At 75.8% G+C, this 18,856-nt stretch carries 18 protein-coding genes; 3 read left to right on the top strand and 15 right to left on the bottom strand.

Annotated elements, in window-relative coordinates; translation table 11 throughout:
* Positions 1 to 37 precede the first annotated feature (37 nt).
* The 14 genes from ACFY2K_RS11330 to ACFY2K_RS11265 form a co-directional block, all read right to left on the bottom strand.
* Positions 38 to 934: an endonuclease/exonuclease/phosphatase family protein gene (locus tag ACFY2K_RS11330; RefSeq protein WP_387710978.1), complete on the bottom strand. Its 897-nt coding sequence runs from the start codon at positions 932 to 934 to the stop codon at positions 38 to 40.
* 113 nt (positions 935 to 1,047) lie between these two features.
* Entirely contained in the window at positions 1,048 to 2,130 is a 1,083-nt protein-coding gene (locus ACFY2K_RS11325; protein ID WP_387710899.1) for a D-alanyl-D-alanine carboxypeptidase family protein, read from the bottom strand.
* Between the two features lie 322 nt (positions 2,131 to 2,452).
* Complete coding sequence (locus ACFY2K_RS11320) at positions 2,453 to 3,082, bottom strand: SMI1/KNR4 family protein (RefSeq protein ID WP_380639049.1); 630 nt, start codon at positions 3,080 to 3,082, stop codon at positions 2,453 to 2,455.
* A 52-nt stretch (positions 3,083 to 3,134) separates the two neighbouring features.
* On the bottom strand, positions 3,135 to 3,842 hold the full coding sequence (locus tag ACFY2K_RS11315; RefSeq protein WP_387710897.1) for an alpha/beta fold hydrolase: 708 nt from the start codon (positions 3,840 to 3,842) through the stop codon (positions 3,135 to 3,137).
* Positions 3,843 to 3,909: 67 nt separating this feature from the next.
* The gene (locus ACFY2K_RS11310) at positions 3,910 to 4,302 is read right to left on the bottom strand and encodes a RidA family protein (protein ID WP_387710895.1); all 393 of its coding nucleotides are present in this window, start codon (positions 4,300 to 4,302) and stop codon (positions 3,910 to 3,912) included.
* 79 nt (positions 4,303 to 4,381) lie between these two features.
* Entirely contained in the window at positions 4,382 to 5,221 is an 840-nt protein-coding gene (locus tag ACFY2K_RS11305) for a hypothetical protein (RefSeq protein ID WP_387710893.1), read from the bottom strand.
* Between the two features lie 64 nt (positions 5,222 to 5,285).
* Entirely contained in the window at positions 5,286 to 6,380 is a 1,095-nt protein-coding gene (locus ACFY2K_RS11300; RefSeq protein WP_380639040.1) for a methyltransferase, read from the bottom strand.
* A 94-nt stretch (positions 6,381 to 6,474) separates the two neighbouring features.
* Positions 6,475 to 7,233, bottom strand: coding sequence for a methyltransferase domain-containing protein (locus tag ACFY2K_RS11295; protein ID WP_375886168.1), 759 nt, complete (start codon positions 7,231 to 7,233; stop codon positions 6,475 to 6,477).
* Between the two features lie 3 nt (positions 7,234 to 7,236).
* A complete protein-coding gene (locus tag ACFY2K_RS11290) occupies positions 7,237 to 8,016 on the bottom strand; it encodes an SDR family oxidoreductase (protein WP_380524739.1) in 780 nt (259 codons plus the stop codon).
* The gene (locus ACFY2K_RS11285; RefSeq protein ID WP_380524740.1) at positions 8,004 to 8,873 is read right to left on the bottom strand and encodes a TauD/TfdA family dioxygenase; all 870 of its coding nucleotides are present in this window, start codon (positions 8,871 to 8,873) and stop codon (positions 8,004 to 8,006) included. Before ACFY2K_RS11285 ends, ACFY2K_RS11290 begins: the two co-directional genes overlap by 13 nt.
* A complete protein-coding gene (locus tag ACFY2K_RS11280; protein ID WP_380639036.1) occupies positions 8,870 to 10,159 on the bottom strand; it encodes an aspartate aminotransferase family protein in 1,290 nt (429 codons plus the stop codon). Before ACFY2K_RS11280 ends, ACFY2K_RS11285 begins: the two co-directional genes overlap by 4 nt.
* Before the next feature lie 93 nt (positions 10,160 to 10,252).
* Complete coding sequence (locus ACFY2K_RS11275) at positions 10,253 to 14,515, bottom strand: AMP-binding protein (RefSeq protein ID WP_387710889.1); 4,263 nt, start codon at positions 14,513 to 14,515, stop codon at positions 10,253 to 10,255.
* Positions 14,512 to 15,207: a DUF6309 family protein gene (locus ACFY2K_RS11270; RefSeq protein WP_387710887.1), complete on the bottom strand. Its 696-nt coding sequence runs from the start codon at positions 15,205 to 15,207 to the stop codon at positions 14,512 to 14,514. The genes ACFY2K_RS11275 and ACFY2K_RS11270 overlap by 4 nt, the downstream gene beginning before the upstream one ends.
* Positions 15,208 to 15,227: 20 nt before the next feature.
* Complete coding sequence (locus ACFY2K_RS11265; RefSeq protein WP_380639029.1) at positions 15,228 to 16,028, bottom strand: phytanoyl-CoA dioxygenase family protein; 801 nt, start codon at positions 16,026 to 16,028, stop codon at positions 15,228 to 15,230.
* 355 nt (positions 16,029 to 16,383) lie between these two features.
* On the opposite strand from ACFY2K_RS11265, the gene ACFY2K_RS11260 reads away from it, so the two are divergent.
* The 3 genes from ACFY2K_RS11260 to ACFY2K_RS11250 all read left to right on the top strand — a co-directional run bounded on the left by ACFY2K_RS11260 (position 16,384) and on the right by ACFY2K_RS11250 (position 18,053).
* The gene (locus tag ACFY2K_RS11260; RefSeq protein ID WP_380396104.1) at positions 16,384 to 17,055 is read left to right on the top strand and encodes a TetR/AcrR family transcriptional regulator; all 672 of its coding nucleotides are present in this window, start codon (positions 16,384 to 16,386) and stop codon (positions 17,053 to 17,055) included.
* Between the two features lie 108 nt (positions 17,056 to 17,163).
* A complete protein-coding gene (locus tag ACFY2K_RS11255; RefSeq protein ID WP_375886149.1) occupies positions 17,164 to 17,358 on the top strand; it encodes a DUF1918 domain-containing protein in 195 nt (64 codons plus the stop codon).
* 77 nt (positions 17,359 to 17,435) lie between these two features.
* Positions 17,436 to 18,053: a DedA family protein gene (locus ACFY2K_RS11250; RefSeq protein WP_387710884.1), complete on the top strand. Its 618-nt coding sequence runs from the start codon at positions 17,436 to 17,438 to the stop codon at positions 18,051 to 18,053.
* Here ACFY2K_RS11250 and ACFY2K_RS11245 read toward each other — a convergent pair.
* A complete protein-coding gene (locus ACFY2K_RS11245) occupies positions 18,050 to 18,790 on the bottom strand; it encodes a PIG-L deacetylase family protein (protein WP_380396101.1) in 741 nt (246 codons plus the stop codon). The genes ACFY2K_RS11250 and ACFY2K_RS11245 overlap by 4 nt on opposite strands.
* Positions 18,791 to 18,856 lie beyond the last annotated feature (66 nt).

The raw sequence follows: 18,856 nt of genomic DNA, 5'->3' as shown, positions 1-18,856 counted from the left end.
CGGCCGGACGGCTTGCCGGGGGTCGGGCGGCGGCCGGTCACAGCCGCAGGGTCGCGGCGACCGGCCGGTGGTCGCTGCCGGTGTCGGGCAGGGTCCACGCCGAGCTCGGGGTGATGCCCTTCACCAGGATCTGGTCGATCCGGACCACCGGGAACGACGCCGGCCAGGTGAAGCCGAAGCCGTCACCCGCCTCCTGCTGCGCCGACCGCAGCGGCCCGGTGAGCGCGTCCAGCGCGGAGTCGTCGACCGAGCCGTTGAAGTCGCCCAGGACGACGACCCGCGGGAGCCGTTCGGCCCGTACGGCCTCGGCCAGCTTGGCGGCCGCCTCGTTGCGGCGGGCCGTGGTGAAGCCGGCGGCCGGGTGCACCCGGACCGAGGCGAGGTGCGCCGCGTAGACGGCCACCGGGCCCTTCGGGGTCCGGACGGTGGCGCGCAGGGCCCTGGTCCAGGGCATGATCTCCACCGGCTCCACCGCCTCCAGCGGGTACCTGCTCCACAGCCCGACGCCGCCCCGCACCTCGGAGTAGGGGTAGGCGGCGGCCAGTTCGTGCCGGTAGGTCTCCTGCGCCCGGCTCGCCAGCTCCTCCACCGCCAGCACGTCGGCGCCCGAGGCGGCCAGCGCGCGGGCCGTCCGGCGCGGGTCGGGGTTCTCCTCGTTGACGTTGTGGCTGACCACGGTGAAGTCCCCGCCGCCGGCGCGCTTGTCGACGAGGGCGGGAGCGAAGAGCACGGTCCAGACGAGGGCGGGGACGAGGACGGCGGCCGCCGCCAGGACGGACCGCCGGACCGCCGCCAGGAGCAGCAGCAGCGCGACGGCCACGCCCGACCAGGGCAGCACCGTCTGCCAGAGGCTGCCGAGATGGCCGACGCCGTTGGGCAGTTGGGCGTTCAGGGCCATCAGGGCGGCGCAGAACAGGGCCGCCACCACGATCAGCCGCCCGCGCGGCCGCCCCTGCCGCGCCGGACGACGGCCCGGACGACGGGCCGGACCGCGGTGGCCGGGCCCGGAGGCCGCCACCACCACCGGAGCCGCCCCGCTGCCCGCGCTCACGCCCACTCCCGCTGACCGCCGTCGAGCGCCGCCAGGGCACCCGGCAGCTTCTGCCGCAGGGCGTCGACGAGCCGACCGCTGTTCTCCAGCGCCGCCCGCAGGCCCTCGGTGGGCGTGGTGCCCGCGCGCTGCCCGAGCACCACGCCGTAGACGAGCCGGCGACCCGGGCCGCCCTTGCCGTCCGGGACCTCCAGGGCCCACATCAGGTTGCCGCCCGCCGGTGTGCTCGACCCGGTCTTCAAGCCGACCACCCCGGGACGGTCGAGCAGCGTGTTGGTGTTCCGCAGCGGTTCGGCCCGCCCCGGGAGCGTGGTGCTGCGCAGCGCCACGGTGGCCCGCAGCGCCGGCTCCTTCATCGCCTCGCGGGCCAGCTTGAGCTGGTCGGCGGCGGTGGACACGGTCGTGGCCTCGAAGCCGCTGGCCCCGGTGTAGGTCGTGCCGGTCATCCCCAGCCGGGCCGCCTCCGCGTTCATCCGTTTCACGAACGCCTCCTGGCTGCCCGCGTCCCAACGGGCCAGCAGCCGGGCCACGTTGTTGGCGGACGGGAGCAGCATCACCTCCAGCAGCTTGCGCTGGGTGAGCCGCTGCCCCTCGGTGACGGGAGCCGTGGACTCGCTCGCCGAGACCGACTCGGCCGCGGCCTGCGCGTCGACCGTGATCGTCGGCCCGTCCTCGCCGTCCTTGAGCGGGTGGTCCCGCAGGACGACGTACGCCGTCATCACCTTGGTGACGCTCGCGATCGGCACCGGCTGCTGCTGCGGTCCCTTGACCCCGAGGACGCCGGCCTTCGCCACGGCGACGGCCGCCTGCCCGTCCGTCGGCCACGGGAGGTCGAGGTCGGCGACGGCCTCGGGCGCCGGGAGCACCAGCGCCCCGTCCGCCCGGGCGTCCCCGCCCGTACCGGGGCCCGCGCCCGGGCCGCCGTCCGGCAGGGCGGCCAGCGCACCCCCGCCGGCACCGGCGACCAGCACCCCGGCCAGCGCCCACAGCACCCCGCGGCGGGGCACCCGGCCCCGGCCGGAGCCGGGACGACGGTCTCGGCCTTCACGGTTGGTGAGGACTTTCGTAACGACGGACACGACGGCTGCCTCCCGGAGCAGAGGGACACGGGCCCGGTGCCGCCGACGGCCACCGGGTGTGCCCACAGCCTCCGCGACCAGCGCTTCCGCCCGGTCGGAGCGGGGCTTCCACCGGCGCGCAGTCGTGTATCAGCCGTGTACCGGCCGCCGCCGACGCACCTCGGCCCCTACCGGCCCTACCGGTGCCGTCGGGCAGCGCCCCCGTGCGGGAGCACACCCGTGCGGAGGCGTACGAGTCCCCGGTGCGGGGAACGGCCGGAACGGCCGGAGCAGCTTCGCGGCCACCTCGTGGAAGGCGGAGGTCCAGGGGATCGGCGGCGGGTCAACGGGCCTCCCAGCGGCCTCGGCAGGCGCTCCACTCGGCGAGCCACCCGGCGAAGCCGGGCGGGCCGGCGGGGGCCTCGTCCGGGTCGGGGCGGGGGAAGGCGCCGCCGTCGGCGAGGAGCCAGACGGTGCCGCGCCTCGGGCCGGCGGTCACCAGGACCCAGAAGGAGCCGGGGCTCTCGGTACCGAGGACGACGGAACCGTGCCGGTGGAGCACGGTCATCCGGGCGAGGTCCTCGTCCGGGTCGTAGTCGTACTCCCACTGCCATTCCTCGGTGAGCGGGAACGGCGCCGCCGGATCGCGCGGGGCCGAACCGTCGAACGGCACCGGGCAGAGCCAGTTGACCGAGTTCCAGGTGCGCCAGCCGTCCGGGAGCCGGCCCAGCGGCAGCAGGCCGTACTCCGTCGACGGCCGGTCGGCCCCGGCGTGCTCGGTGGCCCCGGCGGTGAGTCCGTTGGCGATGTCGGCGACGAACGTGCGGTACGGCTCGGGCAGCACGATGCCGTGCCGGGCCTCCCAGGCTGCCAACCCGGCTCTGCCCAGCGGCGGTTCGGCGCGGGCCCCGGCCAGGGCGGACCGCAGGGCGTCGAGGTCCCGGCCGCTCGGCGCGGGCTGGTCCACTGTCATGGAGCCAGGGATACCAGCCGGGTCCGACAATCGCCGGGCCCCGCCGGGGCCGTCACTGCGTCGCGGGTGCCGCGGCGGTGAGGAGCAGGTGGGCGAGGTCGGCCGGGCGGGAGAACATCGGCCAGTGGCCGGTGGCCAGTTCGGCCAGCTGCCAGGGCTCGGCGGTGAGCAGGTCGGCCACGTCCTCGTCGGGTTCCTCGCCCGCGAGGAGGCACTTGACGTACGTCGTGGGCAGGGTGGTGAGGGGGCCGGTCAGGGTGGCGGGCTCGGTGAGGGTGGCGCCCGGGTGCGGGGTCGCGCCGGCGACGATGCGGGCGGTCTGCTCCGCGGTGAGGCCGTGGCCGGCGAAGTGCTCGGGCCGGGCGCAGGGCCAGGAGCCGCCGTTGGCGGCGAGGGCGGCCCGGAGCGAGGTGCCGCCGTCCGGCCAGCCGTCGGCGAAGGAGCGGCCGTCGACGGGGACGGCCGCGTCGACGAGGACCAGCCGGGCCAGCCGGTCGCCGATCCGCTGGGCGGCCTGGCCGACCGGGACGCCCGCGTAGCTGTGGCCGACCAGCACGACCCGGCGCAGGTCGTGGCGTTCGACCTCGGCCACGACGTCCTCGACGTGGGTCCGCTGCCCGGCCGGGACGTACCGCTTCTCGGCCAGTCCGGACAGCGTCAGCGGGTGGACGGCGTGCCCGGCCGCGCGCAGCGCCGGAGTCACGTCGGTCCAGGCCCAGGCGCCGAGCCGGGCACCGGCGACCAGTACGAAGTTCAGCATGACCGCACCGTAGTGGAGCGGCCCGGAGGGCGTCGCGCGGATATCCGGGATCGGCGGCCGGGCCCGGTCAGCCGAGGACGGCGTCGACCTCCACCTCGACCAGCCAGTCCGGGTCGATGAAGCGGGAGACCTCGACGACGGTGGTGACCGGGCGGACCGCCCCGAAGTGTTCCCCGTGCGCCCGGGCGGCCTCCTCCCAGGCCGTCACGTCGGTGAGCATGATCCTGGTCCGCACCACGTCGGCCAGCGAGGCACCCGCCTGCGCCAGCGCGGCCTCGACGATGTCCAGGCACCGGACCGTCTGGGCGTGCACGTCACCGGGCCCGACCGTCCTGCCGTCCGCGCCGATCGGCGCGGTGCCCGCCACCGCGACGAACGGTCCCTTGCGGACCGCCCGGGAGAACCCGATGCGCGGTTCCAGGGGCGAACCCGAACTGACCAGTCGGCGCGTGTTGTCCATCGCGCCATGCTGGCAGAGCGGCGGGCGGCCCGGCCGCACCGTCCCGGGGTGCGGACGGGCGCGGCCCGCCGGGGCGTCGTCAGGCCCCGGCCACGGCCGTGAACTCGGCGGTGCGGACGGCGTCCCCGTGCTTGAAGTCGAGGTAGAGCCGGTACGGGCCGGCCGTCGGCGCGACCGCGTGGAAGGTGATCTCCGGGCCGGGTGCGGTGACCCCGTCGCCGGGCTCGCCGTTCGGGTGGACGTGCAGGTAGGCGAGGTCGGCGGCGCGCAGGGCGACCAGGTGGCCGTAGGCGGCCAGGTAGGGCTGGAGGTCGGCGACGGGGGCGCCGTCGCGGGTCACGGTGAAGGTGAGCGGCGCGGCCGCGCCGGCCGTCAACTGCCCGGCCAGGGTGACGGTGTAGCCGTCGACCGTGGCGGTGGCCGAGGCCTCCGGCAGCGGGTGCGCGGCGCTCCCGCCGGGGAGGGTGAGGTCCACGCCGAGGGTGAGCGGGGCGGCGCCGACGGCCTTGAAGTCGGCGTAGGCGTGGTAGGCGGCGGGCCCGTCGAAGGGGTTGGCCACCCGCCAGGTGCCGTCCGCGTCCAGCGTGGGGTGGACGTGCCGGTAGCCGGAGAGGTCGCGGCGGACCACGATCAGGTGCAGCAGGGCCTCGTGCTGGGGCTCGTACGCGGTGACGGGCGCGCCGTCCGGACCGGTGATCCGGAAGGTGAACTCGCCCTCGGGGCCGACGGTCTCCGGTATCAGGGTGTAGCCCTGGTCGGAGGCCGCCAGCCCCTGCGGGGCGCCGTGCCCGGCGTGGTGGCCGCCGTGGCCGCCGTGGTGGTCACCGTGACCGGCGTGGTGGTCACCGTGACCGGCGTGCTGCTCGTGCTGGTGCTCGTGCTGGTGCTGCTCGTGGTCGTGGTGCTGATGGGTGTTCATACCGTCCACGAACGCGGCCCGTTGCGGCCCCGTTCCCGCGACCGTTCCGCTCCGAGCGAACCGGTCAGGCCGCGACCGCCTCGACCACCGACAGGACCGTCGGCGTGGGCAGGACCCGGGAGAGCCGCAGGCCGGCCCGCCGGAAGAGCTCCGCGAAGTCCTCCTCGGTGCGCTCGCGGCCCGCGAGGGACGCCATCATCATCAGGTCCAGGGCCTTCGACTGGTGCGGGGCGTTCCCCGGGGGGACGACGGCGTCCACGACCAGGACCCGGCCGTCCGGGCGCAGGGCGCGGCGGCAGTGCCCGAGGAGGGTCACACAGCGGTCGTCGTCCCAGTCGTGGGTGATCCGCTTGAGCACGTGGACGTCGCCGGGCGGCACGGCCTCGAAGAAGTCGCCCTCAACCGTCGTCCAGCGGCCCGCGACCTCCGCGGCCGGGCCGAGCCGGTGCCCGGCGAGGACGTGGGCGCGGTCGAAGAGCACCCCGTCCAGGCCCGGGTTGCGGCGCAGCACCTCCAGCAGCAGGCCGCCGTGGCCGCCGGCCACGTCCACCACGGTGCCGGCCTTCGGGAAGTCGTAGGCGGCCGCGATCAGCGCGTTCTCCGGGTCGGACATCGCCGCCATGCCCACGTGGAAGACGGCGGCCGTCCGCTCGTCCTGGGCGAAGTGGTCGAAGAAGGGCATGCCGAACAGCGCCTCGAAGGCCGAGGTGCCGTCGGTGAGACAGCGCGTCAGTTCACCGGCCGGGCGCCACATGGTGCGGTCGGTCAGCATCAGGACGGCCGTCCGCGCGGAGTACGGGACGTCGCCGCGCAGGGCCTGCCCGGTCTCGGTCAGGGCGAAGCGGCCCCGGTCGTCCTCCCGCACCACGCCCCGGGTGGCGAGCAGCCGCAGGACGCGGTGGAGGCCGTCGGCGTCGGTGCCGGTCGCGGCGGCGAGTTCGGCGGGGGCGCGGGGGCCGTCCGCGAGGTGGTCGGCGACCCCGATGTCGGCGGCGGCGCGGAGGGCGGCCGGGAAGAGGAAGCCGAGGGCCTCGTCGATGAGGTGGGCGGCGGAGCGCCGGAAGCCGTCCTCCGCCCCGTCACCGGCGGCGCCACCCGCCTCCGGCGCCCCTCCCTCCGTCTGCTCCGCACCGGGCCTGTCACCGTCGTCCTGCCGCATGCCGTCCTCCTCCTCGCGTCCGAGCCATGTCCGAGCCGTGTCCGAGTCATGTCCGCGCCGTGCCCGAGCCCTGCCCGAGTGGTCCTCGGGTGTCCTACGCCTGCGGCCGTGCCCCCTCCCGGTGCCGCCACCGCACCGGGTCGTCGGCGACGGCCCGGGGCCGCGCCCCGGTGGGCGCGCGGTACCCGGCGCAGGAGAGCACCAGCATCTCGCCGTCCCCCGGCTGGAACTCGTACGACACCCGCTCCACCCGGCTGCCGATCCCGGCTCCGGCCAGTTCCTCCCGCAGCCGTTCCAGCCCCCGGTACCGCTCGCCGGTGTCGTACACCGTCAGCGGGAACAGCCGGACCTCGCGCCGGGCCACCCGGGCGAGGTCCAGCAGTGCGGCCCGGTGGAACTCCTCGCCCAGCCGGTTGCCGTAGGAGAAGACCAGGTGCGAGCTGAGCACCAGGTCGAAGGAGGCGTCCGGGAAGGGGAGTTCGGGCAGCGCCCCGGCGACGTAGCGCTCCGGGCGGGCGGTGATGTCGGCCCGGAACAGCCGGGAGTTGGCGGTCCACTGCCGGATCAGGTCGTCCGTGTCGGTGTACCAGGACGGGGTGAAGCCCGCCGTCTCGCGCGCCAGCAGCTCCCGTTTGAAGCCGGTCTCCCGCTCGACCAGCAGGCCCAACTCCTCCCGGTGGACGGCGTACTCGCGGTCGACGGCGACCGCGTCGATCCCGCGCCGCCCGGCCTCGGCGACGAAGCTCGCCGCCCCGGCCGGGCAGTCCAGGATGCGCCGGCCGGGGTCGAGGTCGCGGTCGGTGAGCGCGAACATCGCCCGGTACTCGGCGAAGGAGCGTGCGCTGACCAGCACGGGTCAACCCCTTCCGACGAACGGCATGGTGGCCGGCAGCACCACCAGGGACTGGATGGTGGTGTCCGGCGGCTGCGCGGCCATCAGCAGCAGGGCGTCGGTGAAGCGGTCGACCGGGATGGTCGCCTCCACCGCCGAGGTCCCGTCGGCCTGGGTGGCGGCGGGCTGCGGGGCGCCGTCCGGCGGGCTGACGTTGCCGACGTCGATCTGCCCGCAGGTGATGCCGTAGGGCCGGCCGTCCAGGGCGAGCACCTTGGTGAGGCCGAGGACGGCGTGCTTGGCGGCCGTGTAGGCGTGGGAGTGGGGGCGCGGCACGTGCGCGGAGGGCGCGCCGTTGTTGATGATCCGGCCGCCCTGCGGCTGCTGGGTGCTCATCAGCCGGAAGGCCTCCCGGGCGCACAGGAAGCTGCCGGTGACGATGGTGTCCAGGACGCGGTTCCAGTCCTGGAAGGTCGTCTCGGTGATGGGCCGGCGCGGGGCGGCGGCGCCCGCGTTGTTGAAGAGCAGGTCGAGCCGGCCGTAGCGGTCGCGGACGGCGTCGAACAGCCGGGAGACCTCCTCGGGGTTGCGGATGTCGGTGGGCACGGCCAGCACCCGTTCCGGGTCGACGGCCCCGGTGTCGACGGCGAGCGCGGCGGTCTCCTCCAGCGCGTCCTTGCGGCGGCCCGCGAGCACCAGCGTCCAGCCGGCGCCGGCCAGGGCCAGCGCGGAGGCCCGGCCGAGCCCGCTGCCGCCGCCGGTGACCACGGCGACCTTTCCGTCCGGTCGGTTCACGGCGTCCATGTCTCCCCCTCGTTGAGCCAGATCCGCAGCATCCGCCGGGCGTACCGGCCGGGTTCGTCGACGTACGCCGAACGTCCGTGCAGGACACGGCTGTTGCGGATGATCAGCAGGTCGCCGGCGGCCATCGGCAGGCCGAAGGCGATCTCCGGGCGGTACAGCACCTCGTCCAGCACGCCGAGCGCGTCCCACTGACGGTCCGTCAGCTCCGGTCCGCCGCGGTCGGGTGAGGAGCGGACGGTACGGGTCTGGTAGTAGCAGCCGGTCGTGCCGTCCTTCCTCGGGTACAGGATCGGGGTGACGACCCGCTGCGGGCCCGCCCGGCCGGTCCGGTCGAAGGTCCAGTCCTCGCAGAGCGTGGCCAGGGCGTCCGGCCGTTCCCGGCCGATCAGGTCGTGGACGTGCCGGGCGCTCGCCAGCTTGGTCAGCCCCCCGCCGTGGTAGGCGGGTTGGAGGCAGAGCAGGACGAGCAGGTCGCAGGTGTCGCAGTGGAATCCGAGTTCGGTGTTGCCGTCCCCGTCGTGGTCGCGCAGCACCGAGGTGAGGTCGCCGCGGCCGTTCTGCGGGACGATCCGGCCGTGGTCCCGCAGCAGGAAGGAGAGCACCTCGGTGATCTCGCGCTCCGGCTGCTCCGGGTCGACCAGGTTGGCGACGTGGGTGATCCCGACCGAGTCGACGGCCTCCCGGACGAAGGACCGCAGCCGCTCGCGCACCGGCCCGGCCGAGCCCCAGCGCCGGGCCCGGGCGTCGGCCCACAGCAGGTTCCGCTCACCGTCGCTCAGCGGCAGCGACCACATCTGCCGCCGGGCCTCCAACTCCAGGCTGCTCCAGCCGATCTCGGTCACGGTGTGCTCGTTCACAGCGCCTCCTCCTGCCCCGTCCCGGCCGCGACGGCCTTGGACCAGAGCGCCAGTGCCTCGTCGACCTGCGCGGCCGTGACGACCAGCGCGGGGATCATCCGGACCACGTTGAGGTGGATCCCGCAGAGCAGCAGGAGCAGTCCGAGCTCGGCCGCCGCCTGCTGGACCCGCCGGGCCGTCTCCGGGTCCGGCGAGCCGTCCGGGCGGCAGAACTCACTGGCCGCCATCAGCCCGAGGCCCCGGACGTCGCCGATGCCGGGCACCCCGGCGGCGACCGTCCGCAGGCCGTCCAGCAGCCGTTCGCCCTGCTCGGCCGCGTTCTCCACCAGCCGTTCCTCGCGCAGCACGTCCAGGGTGGCCAGGGCGGCGGCGCAGGCCACCGGGTTCCCGCCGTAGGTGCCGCCCTGGGAGCCGGGCCAGGCGCGCCGCATCAGATCGGTCGGCGCGGCGACGGCGGACAGCGGGAAGCCGCTGGCCAGGCCCTTGGCGGTGATCAGCACGTCGGGCCGGAAGCCCTCCCCGTACGGGTGGGCCGCCTCGTGCTGGTGGGCCCAGAACCGGCCGGTGCGGCCGAAGCCGGTCTGCACCTCGTCCAGCACCAGCAGCAGGCCGTGCCGGTCGGCGCGCTCGCGCAGCCCGGCCAGAAACCCGGCCGGTGCGGGGACGTAACCGCCCTCGCCGAGCACCGGTTCGACGAACAGGGCGGCGGTCTCGGCGGGGGCGGAGACGGTGGCCAGCACCTCGTCCAGCCCGCGCAGGGCGTGCGCCACCGCCTCCTCCTCGGACAGTCCGAGCCGGAAGGCGGCCGGGAAGGGCGCCACCGCGACCCCGGGCGGCAGCGGGCCGATGCCCGCCCGGAAGCGGGTCCCGGCGGTGGTGAGCGAGGCGGCGCCCATGGTGCGGCCGTGGAAGGAGCCCTCGAAGACGATCACGTTCTGCCGCCCGGTGGCGTGCCGGACCAGCCGCAGCGCCGTCTCCACCGCCTCCGTCCCGGCGGTGGCGAAGCAGAGCGAGTCCAGGCCGGGCGGCAGGACGTCGCCCAACCGGTCGGTGAGGGTGAGCAGTTGGTCGTGCAGCACGGTGGTGTACTGGCCGTGCAGCAGCCGGCCGGCCTGTTCGCGGACGGCCTCGACCACCCTCGGGTGGCAGTGGCCGGTGCTGGTCACGCCGACGCCGGAGGTGAAGTCGAGGTAGCGGCGGCCGGCGGCGTCGTAGAGGTGGAGGCCCTCGCCGCGTACGGCGACGACGGGGGTGGCCTGCTTGAGCACGGGGGAGAGCTGGGACAACGGAGTCTGCCTTCTCTCGGGGCGGGTCGGATCGGCGGGGCGAAGGGTCTGTAGGGGCAGAACAGGTCGGTCCGGACGGCGAGGCGAAACGGTTCAGCGGGGTGGCGGCAGGTGGCCGGCCTCGGCGGCCCAGGTCTGCGCGGCCGCCCACCACTGCGCCGTCGGCGCGGCGAAGCGGACGCCCAGCCGGTCCAGCACGGCGGTGGTGTAGCCGCAGTCCACCCGGACGTTGCGCTCCTCCTGCTGGGCCCAGGCGGCGGCCAGCCGGGCGGCCGTCGGGTGCCGCCGCTCGGCCCGGGCGATGGCGGCCGCGAAGCCCGCCTCGTCGGTGAGCCGGACGGGGCGGCCGTGCGCGGCGAGCCAGCCCACCAGTTCGTCGTGCGGCGTCGGGTGCGGGTTCTCGACGTGGTACGCGCCGGGCGCCGCGTACGGGTCGAGGGCGATCGCGGCGATCCCGGCGGCCACCGTGTCCACGTACGAGAACGCGAAGGCCGTGTCCGGGCGGCGGGGGGCGGCGCCGGCCAGCAGGTAGCCGCGCACCAGCTGGTAGACCCGGTTGTCGCCGGAGTTGGCCTGGAAGGCGCCGGTCAGGCTGTGCGCGGCGATGTGGCCGCTGCGGTACAGGTAAGCGGGGTGCCCGCCGGCCGCCCAGGCCCGGACGGCCTGCTCGGCCCGGTACTTGCTGCGCTCGTACGGGGTGCGGAACCGCTGACCGATCCACAGGTCCGCCTCGCCGAACCGGCGCGGGGGGCCGTCCACGCCGCCGGACACGGTCAGCGTGGAGACGTGGTGGAGCCGGGCCTGCGGGGTGTGCTCGCCGACCCAGCCGAGCAGTCGGCGCACCGCCGCGTGGTTGGCCCGCTCCAGCTCCTCGGGCGCCGCGACCAGCCGGACGTCCGCCGCCGCGTGCACCACGATCCGGGCCTCCCGGGCCCGTTCCAGCCCGGCCGGGGACAGGCCCAGACCGTCCCGTTCGAGGTCCCCGGCGACGACGTGGGCGGCCGTCCCACCGGCCCGCCCGCCGGCCAGCCCACCGGACAGCCGCCGGACCGCCGCGGCGTCGTCGGCGGCCCGCACCAGGCAGGTGACCACGGCGCCGCGCCGCCCGAAGGCCTCCAGCAGGTGCCGCCCGAGGTAGCCGGTCGCGCCGGTGAGCAGCACCCGGGCGGGCTCCCGGACGACCGCCCGGGCGGTGGGTGCCACCCCGCTGTGCAGCAGCTGCCCGGAGGTGGACAGCGGCGAGCGGACGGGCTCGTCGGCGGTCGGCCCGCCGAGCACCGCGGCGAAGCGGTCGAGGACCCGCCGGGCGGCCGGGTGCCCCACCGCCGGCCATCCGTACACCAGGTCGGCGACCAGGCGCCGCTCCACCACCCGGGCGGTGAGCCGCAGCCGGTACAGCGGGTCGCCGCCGGTGCAGCGGGCCGTACCGGCCTGCTCGTCGGCGACGGTCCAGTCCAGCGCGGGTTCCTCGGGCAGCCGGAAGGTGCCGAGGAAGTTGAACCCGAGGTCCGGCCGCGCACCGGGGGCGTCCATCGGCCGGACGGGCGCCTCGCTCAGCCGGCGGGCCGTCTCCGCCGGTCCGGCGCCGCCCGCAGGGTCCAGCTCGACGTGCTTGACGGCGGTGAACCAGCCGACGGTGTCCAGGAATTCGCCCGGGTCGCCGACCGCGTCCCGGCCGTGGGTCTCGACCTCCACGGCGAGCCGGGACCCGCGGCCGTCCGCGCCGAGGGCGGCTTCGGCCCGCACGACGGCCTCGGCGAAGGCGTCCAGCAGGACGGCCTCCAGCCCGGCGCCGCCGCCGTGCCGGGCGACCAGCCGGGCGGTGGCGTCGGCGTCCAACGCCCAGCTGAGCGCGGCCGGTCGCCCGGGCGGGGCGGGGTCGGCGGCGGGGGCGGGGGCGGCGGGCGCGGCGGCAGCGGGCGCGGCGGGCGCGGCTGCGGCCGCCCACCGGTAGAAGTCGGCCGTCGGCGGCAGTCCGACCGGCTCACCGTCCAGCACCGCCCGGTAGGCCCGGGCGAGGTCGTCCAGCACGATCCGCCAGGACAGCCCGTCGACCACCAGGTGGTGGGCGATCAACGCGAGCCGCTGGTCGGTGCCGGGCGGGCCGGTGAACAGGTGGGCGCGCAACAGCCGGCCGGCCAAGGGGTCCAGGCTGCGGTGGAGTTCGGTGCAGACCCCGGCGACGGTGTCGGCGATCGCCCGCGCGGCGCCCGGGATGCGGGAGTGGGAGAGCGGGTCGAGGTCCGCGACGGCGAGCGGTTCGCCGGGGCCGTCCGGGCCGACGGGTCGGCGCAGCGCCGGGTGGCCTTCCAGGACGGCCGCGAGTGCCGCCGAGAGCGCGGCCGGGTCGACGTCGGCGCGGCAGCGCAGCAGTACCGACTGGTTCCAGTGCCGCAGGTCGTCGACCGCCCGCTGCCGGTACAACCAGCGCTGGGCAGGCGCGAGCTGACCGGTGCCCGGGTGCTGCGGCGCCGGTGCGGGGACGCCCACGGGCACGGCCGCCGACGCCAGCCCGGCCGCCGTCGGGTACCGGTAGAAGTCCTCGTGGGTGACCCGCAGCCCGGAGCGGCGCAGCAGGGCGATGGTGCGCATGGCGAGGATGGAGTCCCCTCCGAGGTCGATCACGTCCGTCCGCGGTCCGATCCGGGGCAGGCCGAGCGCGCCGGCCCAGAACCGGGCGATCTCCCCGGCCGGGCCGTCCCTGTCCCCGGCCGCATCCGCCACATCCGTCGCAGCCGTCAGAGCCGTCGCATCCGCCGTACCGTCCGAACCCGCCGGGCCCTCCGCACCGGTCGGCTCGGCGCGGGCCTCGACCAGTCGGTCCACCAGCTCGGCCAGCCGGGCCCGGTCCAGCTTGCCGTTCGGCCCGAACGGGAAGTCGGGCAGCACCAGGACCGGCTGCGGCACGGAGTAGCCGGGCAGCCGGTCGCGCAGCCGGTCGACCAGTCCCGACAGGTCGACGGCGGGATCCAGCAGCCTTACCACGCCGATCAGTTGGCTCCCGGGGGAGGTATCCCGCAGCAGCGCCGCCGAGCCCGCCACGCCCGGGTACCCGTCCATCGCCCGCTCGACCTCGGCGAGGTCGACCCGGTACCCGCGGACCTTGACCTGCCGGTCCACCCGGCCGAGGAACACCAGGTCGCCGTCGGCCCGTCGGCGGCACAGGTCGCCGGTCCGGTAGGTCCGTCGGCCGTCCCGCCGGAGGAAGCCCCGGGCGGTCTCCTCGGGCCGTCCGAAGTACCCGGCGCTGACGCCCCGCCCGCCGATCAGCAGTTCCCCCACCGTGCCGTCGGCCACCGGCCGCCCGGCGCCGTCCACCACGGTGAGCAGCACCTCGCCGATGCCGCTGCCGATCGGCACGGTCGCTTCCCCGTCGGGGAGTTGGCGGGCGCTGGTGGCCAGGAAGCAGGTCGCGCCGACGGTCGTCTCGGTCGGTCCGTAGTGGTTGACCAGCCGTTCGGTGACGCCGTCGTCGAGCAGGGCGGCCGCGAGCGGGCGGGGCAGCGCCTCGCCGCCGAGCAGCAGGGTGCGCAGCGGCGGGGTGCCCGCCGGGCGGCCCTCCAGCAGCGCGGCCAGGTGGGAGGGGGTGGTCTTCAGGGTGTCGACCCCGGCGCGGCGCAGCGTGGTCCAGAACGCCGTGGGGTCGCGCACCTCCCGGTCGGGGACCACGTGCACCGAGCCGCCGGTGGCCAGGGCGAGCAGCCAGGCGGTGTGGCCGAGGTCGGCGGCGAGGGTGGTGACGTGGGCGAGCCGGGGGGCGTAGGCCTCGGTGAGCCCGAGCCGGTCGGCCAGGGCGTGGGCGTAGTGGACGGCGTTGGCGTGGGTGACGGTCACGGCCTTGGGCTCGCCGCCGGATCCGGAGGTGAAGGACAGGTACGCCGGGTCCTCCCCGCCGGGCCCGCCGCCCTCCTCGGCGGGCCCGCCCGCCGGCCCGTCCTCCGGCCCGCCCGCCAGCACGTCGACGACCTCGACGCCCGGGCCGGCGGCCCCGCCCTCGGTGGCGAGCACCCGCCCCACCCCGACGGCGGCCAGCCGCCGGGCCAGGTCGGCGGCCGTCCAGTCCGGGTCGGTCAGCACGGCGGCCGCGCCGGAGCGCAGCACCCCGTGCAGCAGCACCAGCATCCGGGCGTCCCGGGGGCCGAGCAGGGCGACCCGGTCGCCGCGCCCGGTGCCGCCGGCGGCCAGCCGGGCGGCGATCCGCCCGGCGGCGGCGTCCAGGGTGCGGTGGTCGACGGTGCGGCGGCCGTCGCTGACGGCGGGCCGGTCGGGGTGGGTGCGGGCGCGCTCGGACAGCAGGGCGGTGAGCGAGCCGGTGTCGGGCGCGGTGGCCCGGAGGTGCTGGGTCGCGGAGGTCACGCCGGCTCGTCCCCCGTCCGGACCACGCGGGCTGTACGGGCCGTCTGCGCCGTACGCGCCGGGTCGGCCGCACGCACCGGACCGGCCGGGTCGGCCGTACGGGCCGCACCGGCCGTGCTGGCCGCGCGGTGCGAACGGACCGTACGGCCCGGCCCCGGCGGGTCGAGGCCGGCCGGGTCCCCCGCCAGGTACCCGTCCAGCACGGTGCCGTCGCGCAGGCGTCCGGCCAGTTCCCAGGCCAGCATGCGGTGCAGGCCGTCGACGTGGATCAGCCCGCGCCGGACCGCCAGCCGCTCGTAGTCGGGGTGGTCGACCGGCGCGGTGGCGAGGTAGAGCGCGGTGAACGGTGCCCGGCCGAGCAGCCGGAGCTTCCCCGAGCAGACCGGGTTGGCCGCCGCCCAGTCGGCGCCGCCGGAGCGGACGCGTTCGACCGCACGGGCGACGGTCAGCCCGGTGCGCGGGACGAGTTCGCGCTCGCCGCCCTCGCTGAGGTGCCAGGGCAGGACCACGCCGAGCACGTCGGCCCGGGTCAGCCGGACCCGCCACCAGCCGCCGGGGACCTCCTCGTCGGCGCGTTCCAGGTTCTCCTCGCCGTACAGGTTGGTGTTGCCCTCGTGGGCGCGTTCCACCGGATGGTCCCGCAGGTAGGCCCGGTGGACCTCGGAGTAGGCGACGGCGCTGACGATCTCCACGGCGGTGCTCCTCAGGAGGTTCAGACGGTTCCGGTGTACTCGGTGAAGTGGTGTTCCGCGAACAGGTCGGGCCACTGGCCGTCGGCCAGGTCGAGTTCGCGGGCCCGGGCGAGCATCTGCCGCCAGTGCGGCTTCACCGGGCGCCAGCGCGCTCCGACCTGGCAGTAGGAGGCGTCGATGAAGTAGCGCGGCCGGCCCGGTCCGCCGCCGGGCGCCGGTCTGCGGGTGTGGAAGAGGGCCGAGTTGAGCAGCACGGTGGTGCCGGGCGGCAGCCGGTCGAGGACCACCTCGCCGGGCAGTTCGCCGGTGCCGTGGTGGGCGTAGGCGCCCTTGTCCGCGGTGCGGCGGTGCGAGCCGGGCAGCACGGCCAGGCTGCCGACCCGCTCGTCCAGCCCGGTGAGGTAGTGCAGCGCGTGGACCATCAGCAGCGACGGGTCGGAGCCGTCGTTGGGCTCGCAGTCGTGGTGCCACGGCTTGCCGGGGAGGTCGGGGGCCTGGCGGTCGCTGTGCAGGTGGTGGAAGACGAAGGACCGGCCGATCAGTCCGGTCAGCGCCCGCAGCAGCGGCGGGTGGGTGAGCAGTTCGCCGTGCGCGGGGAGCTCCAGCTCCAGCACCGGGGGCGGCCCGTTGCGGCGCGGGTCGGTGCAGGCGGCGATCGAGCGGGCCCGCAGGCCCTCGTCCACCCAGCGGTCCACCTCGGGGGCGAGGCGTTCGCGCAGCGCTTCCGGGAGCAGCCCGGGCAGGACCAGGTACCCGGACTCCAGGAACTGACGGCGGTGCTCGGCGTCGAGGGCCTCACGCCCGGTGGAGAAGACTGTCACCGTACCGACCCCCTCCTTCCGTTCGACGGGACGCACAGCGGGGCGTGGTGCGGGCTGGGAAGCTCATGGATCGGTCCAGACCTCGGGTGGCGGCGGTGTCGCCCGTCGTCGCCACGGACTGCCGAATTCGTGGTCACCACGAAGAGGAATGCGATGATCACTCAAAGTGATCCGCCCCAGGAGTATGAACCGGCCTTCGCGTCCACGACAAGACCAAAGCCAACCCGTGGCCACCTTCCCGCCACCGTGCCGTTCAGCTCCGGCCACCAGTCGATTCGCACCCCAACGGAAACTCCGGCACTCCCCCGCCCCGATGATTCGCCGTCGGAACAGCGGATGCGGCAGAGTTGGCGGCATGAGCGTTGACGCCCGGAGTCTCCAGCACAGCCCCGGACCGGCCAGGCGGCGGCCGGTCCAGCAGCGCAGCCAGGAGCGGTACGGCCGCATCCTGGACGCCTGCGCCCGGCTGCTGGACGAGGTCGGCGCGACCGCCCTGACCACCAAGGAGGTCGCCCAGCGCGCCCAGGTACCGATCGGCACCCTGTACCAGTTCTTCGCCGGCAAGGAGGACCTGCTGGCCGCCCTCGCCACCCGCAACCTCGACCACTACCTCCAGCGCCTGGACGACCGGCTGGCCGGCTCCGCCCCGGTCGGCCCGGCCGGGTTCACCGACCTCGCGGTGGAGGAGTTCGTCGCGATGAAGCGCGCGGTGCCCGGCTTCGGCCAGGTCGACTTCGGGCTCGCCGGTACGGCGGTGCCCTCCGGGGTGCGGAACGACAAGCACCTGCTGGACTCCGGCATGGACAACAACACCGCCGTCGCCCTGCGGCTGCAGGCGCTCGGCGGCGAACTGTTCGAGGCCGGCGACCCGGCGGCCACCACGCTCGCCCTGCGGGTCGCCCTGGAGGCGGCCGACGCGGTGCTCAAGCTGGCCTTCCGGGGGGACCCGCACGGGGATCCGGCGCTGATCGCCGAGTGCAAGCGGCTGGTGCGCGGCTACCTCGCGCAACAACTGCCCGCCCACTGACCCCCGTCCCTCCGGCCCGCCTCCGCCCCGGCCGCCCGAGCCGTTGCGAGGCCGTCCCCGGCGCAGCACAGTGGATAGCGCAACGGCCGCACGACCCGAGGAGCAGTCATGCACGCAACGGTTGGTGACCACATCCACATGTTCAGCCGGTCGATCGGCATGACGGACCGGAAGGGCGAGATCGTCGAGGTGCGCGGCGCCGACGGGGAGCCGCCGTACGTGGTCCGCTTCGAGGACGGCCACCAGGGCCTGGTCTACCCGGGACCGGACTGCCTGGTCGAACCGCGCCTGGCGGAACACTGACCCACTCCCCCACGACCCCGCTGCCCGGAGCGCTCGCCGGGCTCGCGCCACTGCTGGACCACTACGGGTACCTGGCGGTGGCGCTGCTCGTGCTGCTGGACAACTGCGGCGTCCCGGTGCCCGGGCAGACCGTCCTGGTGCTCGCCGCGGTGTACGCGGGCACCGGGCACCTGGACCTCGCCGCCGTCCTGCTGATCGGGGCGGCCGCCGCCACCCTCGGCAACATGCTCGGCTACCTGATCGGCCACACCGGCGGGCGCGCCTTCGTCCACCGCTGGGGCCGCTACGTGCTGCTCACCCCGGCCCGGATGGAACGCGCCGACGGCTTCTTCGCCCGGCAGGGCGGCAAGGTCGTCACGGTCGCCCGCTTCGTGGACGGGTTGCGCCAGTACAACGGCATCATCGCCGGGACCACCGAGATGCCCTGGCGCCGCTTCGCCGTCTTCAATCTGCTGGGCGCGGTGCTGTGGACGGCCGTCTGGGGCACCTTCGGGTACGTCGCCGGGGCCAACATCGGCGCGGTCTACCGGACGGCGCTCCGCTACCAGCTCTGGTTCGCGATCGGACTCGGCGTCCTGGTCGCGGCGTTCCTGCTGCGGCAGGTGCTGCGCTACCGGCGCCGGCGCCGCGAGGACGCCGACGCCGGCAGGCCGTCCGACCGGCCCGAGGACCCCGACCGGCCCGAGGGCGGTTAGCCCAGCGGGAACACCTCGAACGGCACCGCGAAGCGCGTCCCCAGCCGGGTGCCCGCGCCCCGGCCGAAGCCCTCCAGGAACTCCCGGGCGTCCGCCATCGCCCCGCCCAGCCCGGCCAGGTACGCCTTGTGCTCCTCCAGCGAGGCGACGCCCAGGTCGAAGGTGTCGGTGGTGTCCACCGCGTGCCGGGCCTCGGGCGAGGCGGCCGCCCAGATCTGCCGGACGCCGTTCCAGGGCTGGTGGCCCTCGTCCAGCAGTTCGCGGAACACCCAGCGGTTGCCGGCGTCGCGCACGCCGTCCAGGGTGGCCCGGCCGACCGCGATGTGGTCGGCCTGGTTGAGGAACGTGCCGCCGTAGGTCTCCCGGAAGTTGCTGGTGATCACGATGTCCGGCCGGTGCCGGCGGACCACCCGGGCGATGTCGCGGCGCAGCGGCAGCCCGTACTCGACCACCCCGTCCGGGTGCCCGAGGAACTCGACGGTCTCCACCCCGACCACCCGCGCGGAGGCGCGCTGCTCGGCCTCGCGCAGCGGGCCGCACCGCTCCGGGTCCATCGAGTCGATCCCGGCCTCGCCGCTGGTGACCATCACGTAGACCACCTGCTTGCCCTGGGCGGTCCAGCGGGCGACGGCCGACGCGCCGCCGTACTCCATGTCGTCGGGGTGGGCGACGATCGCCACGGCGGTCCGCCAGTCCTCGTCGACGGGCTGGTAGGGCTCGGGCGCCTGCTCGGTCATGCTGCTCTTCCTTCACTCGCGGCTCGTACGGCTCTCGGTCACACCGTCGTACGGTCGTACCGCAGG

It is taken from the genome of Kitasatospora sp. NPDC001309 (assembly GCF_042896295.1).
Taxonomy (GTDB): domain Bacteria; phylum Actinomycetota; class Actinomycetes; order Streptomycetales; family Streptomycetaceae; genus Kitasatospora.
The sequence above is the reverse complement of the archived record's forward strand: the minus strand, read 5'-3'. Positions and strand labels throughout refer to the sequence as shown.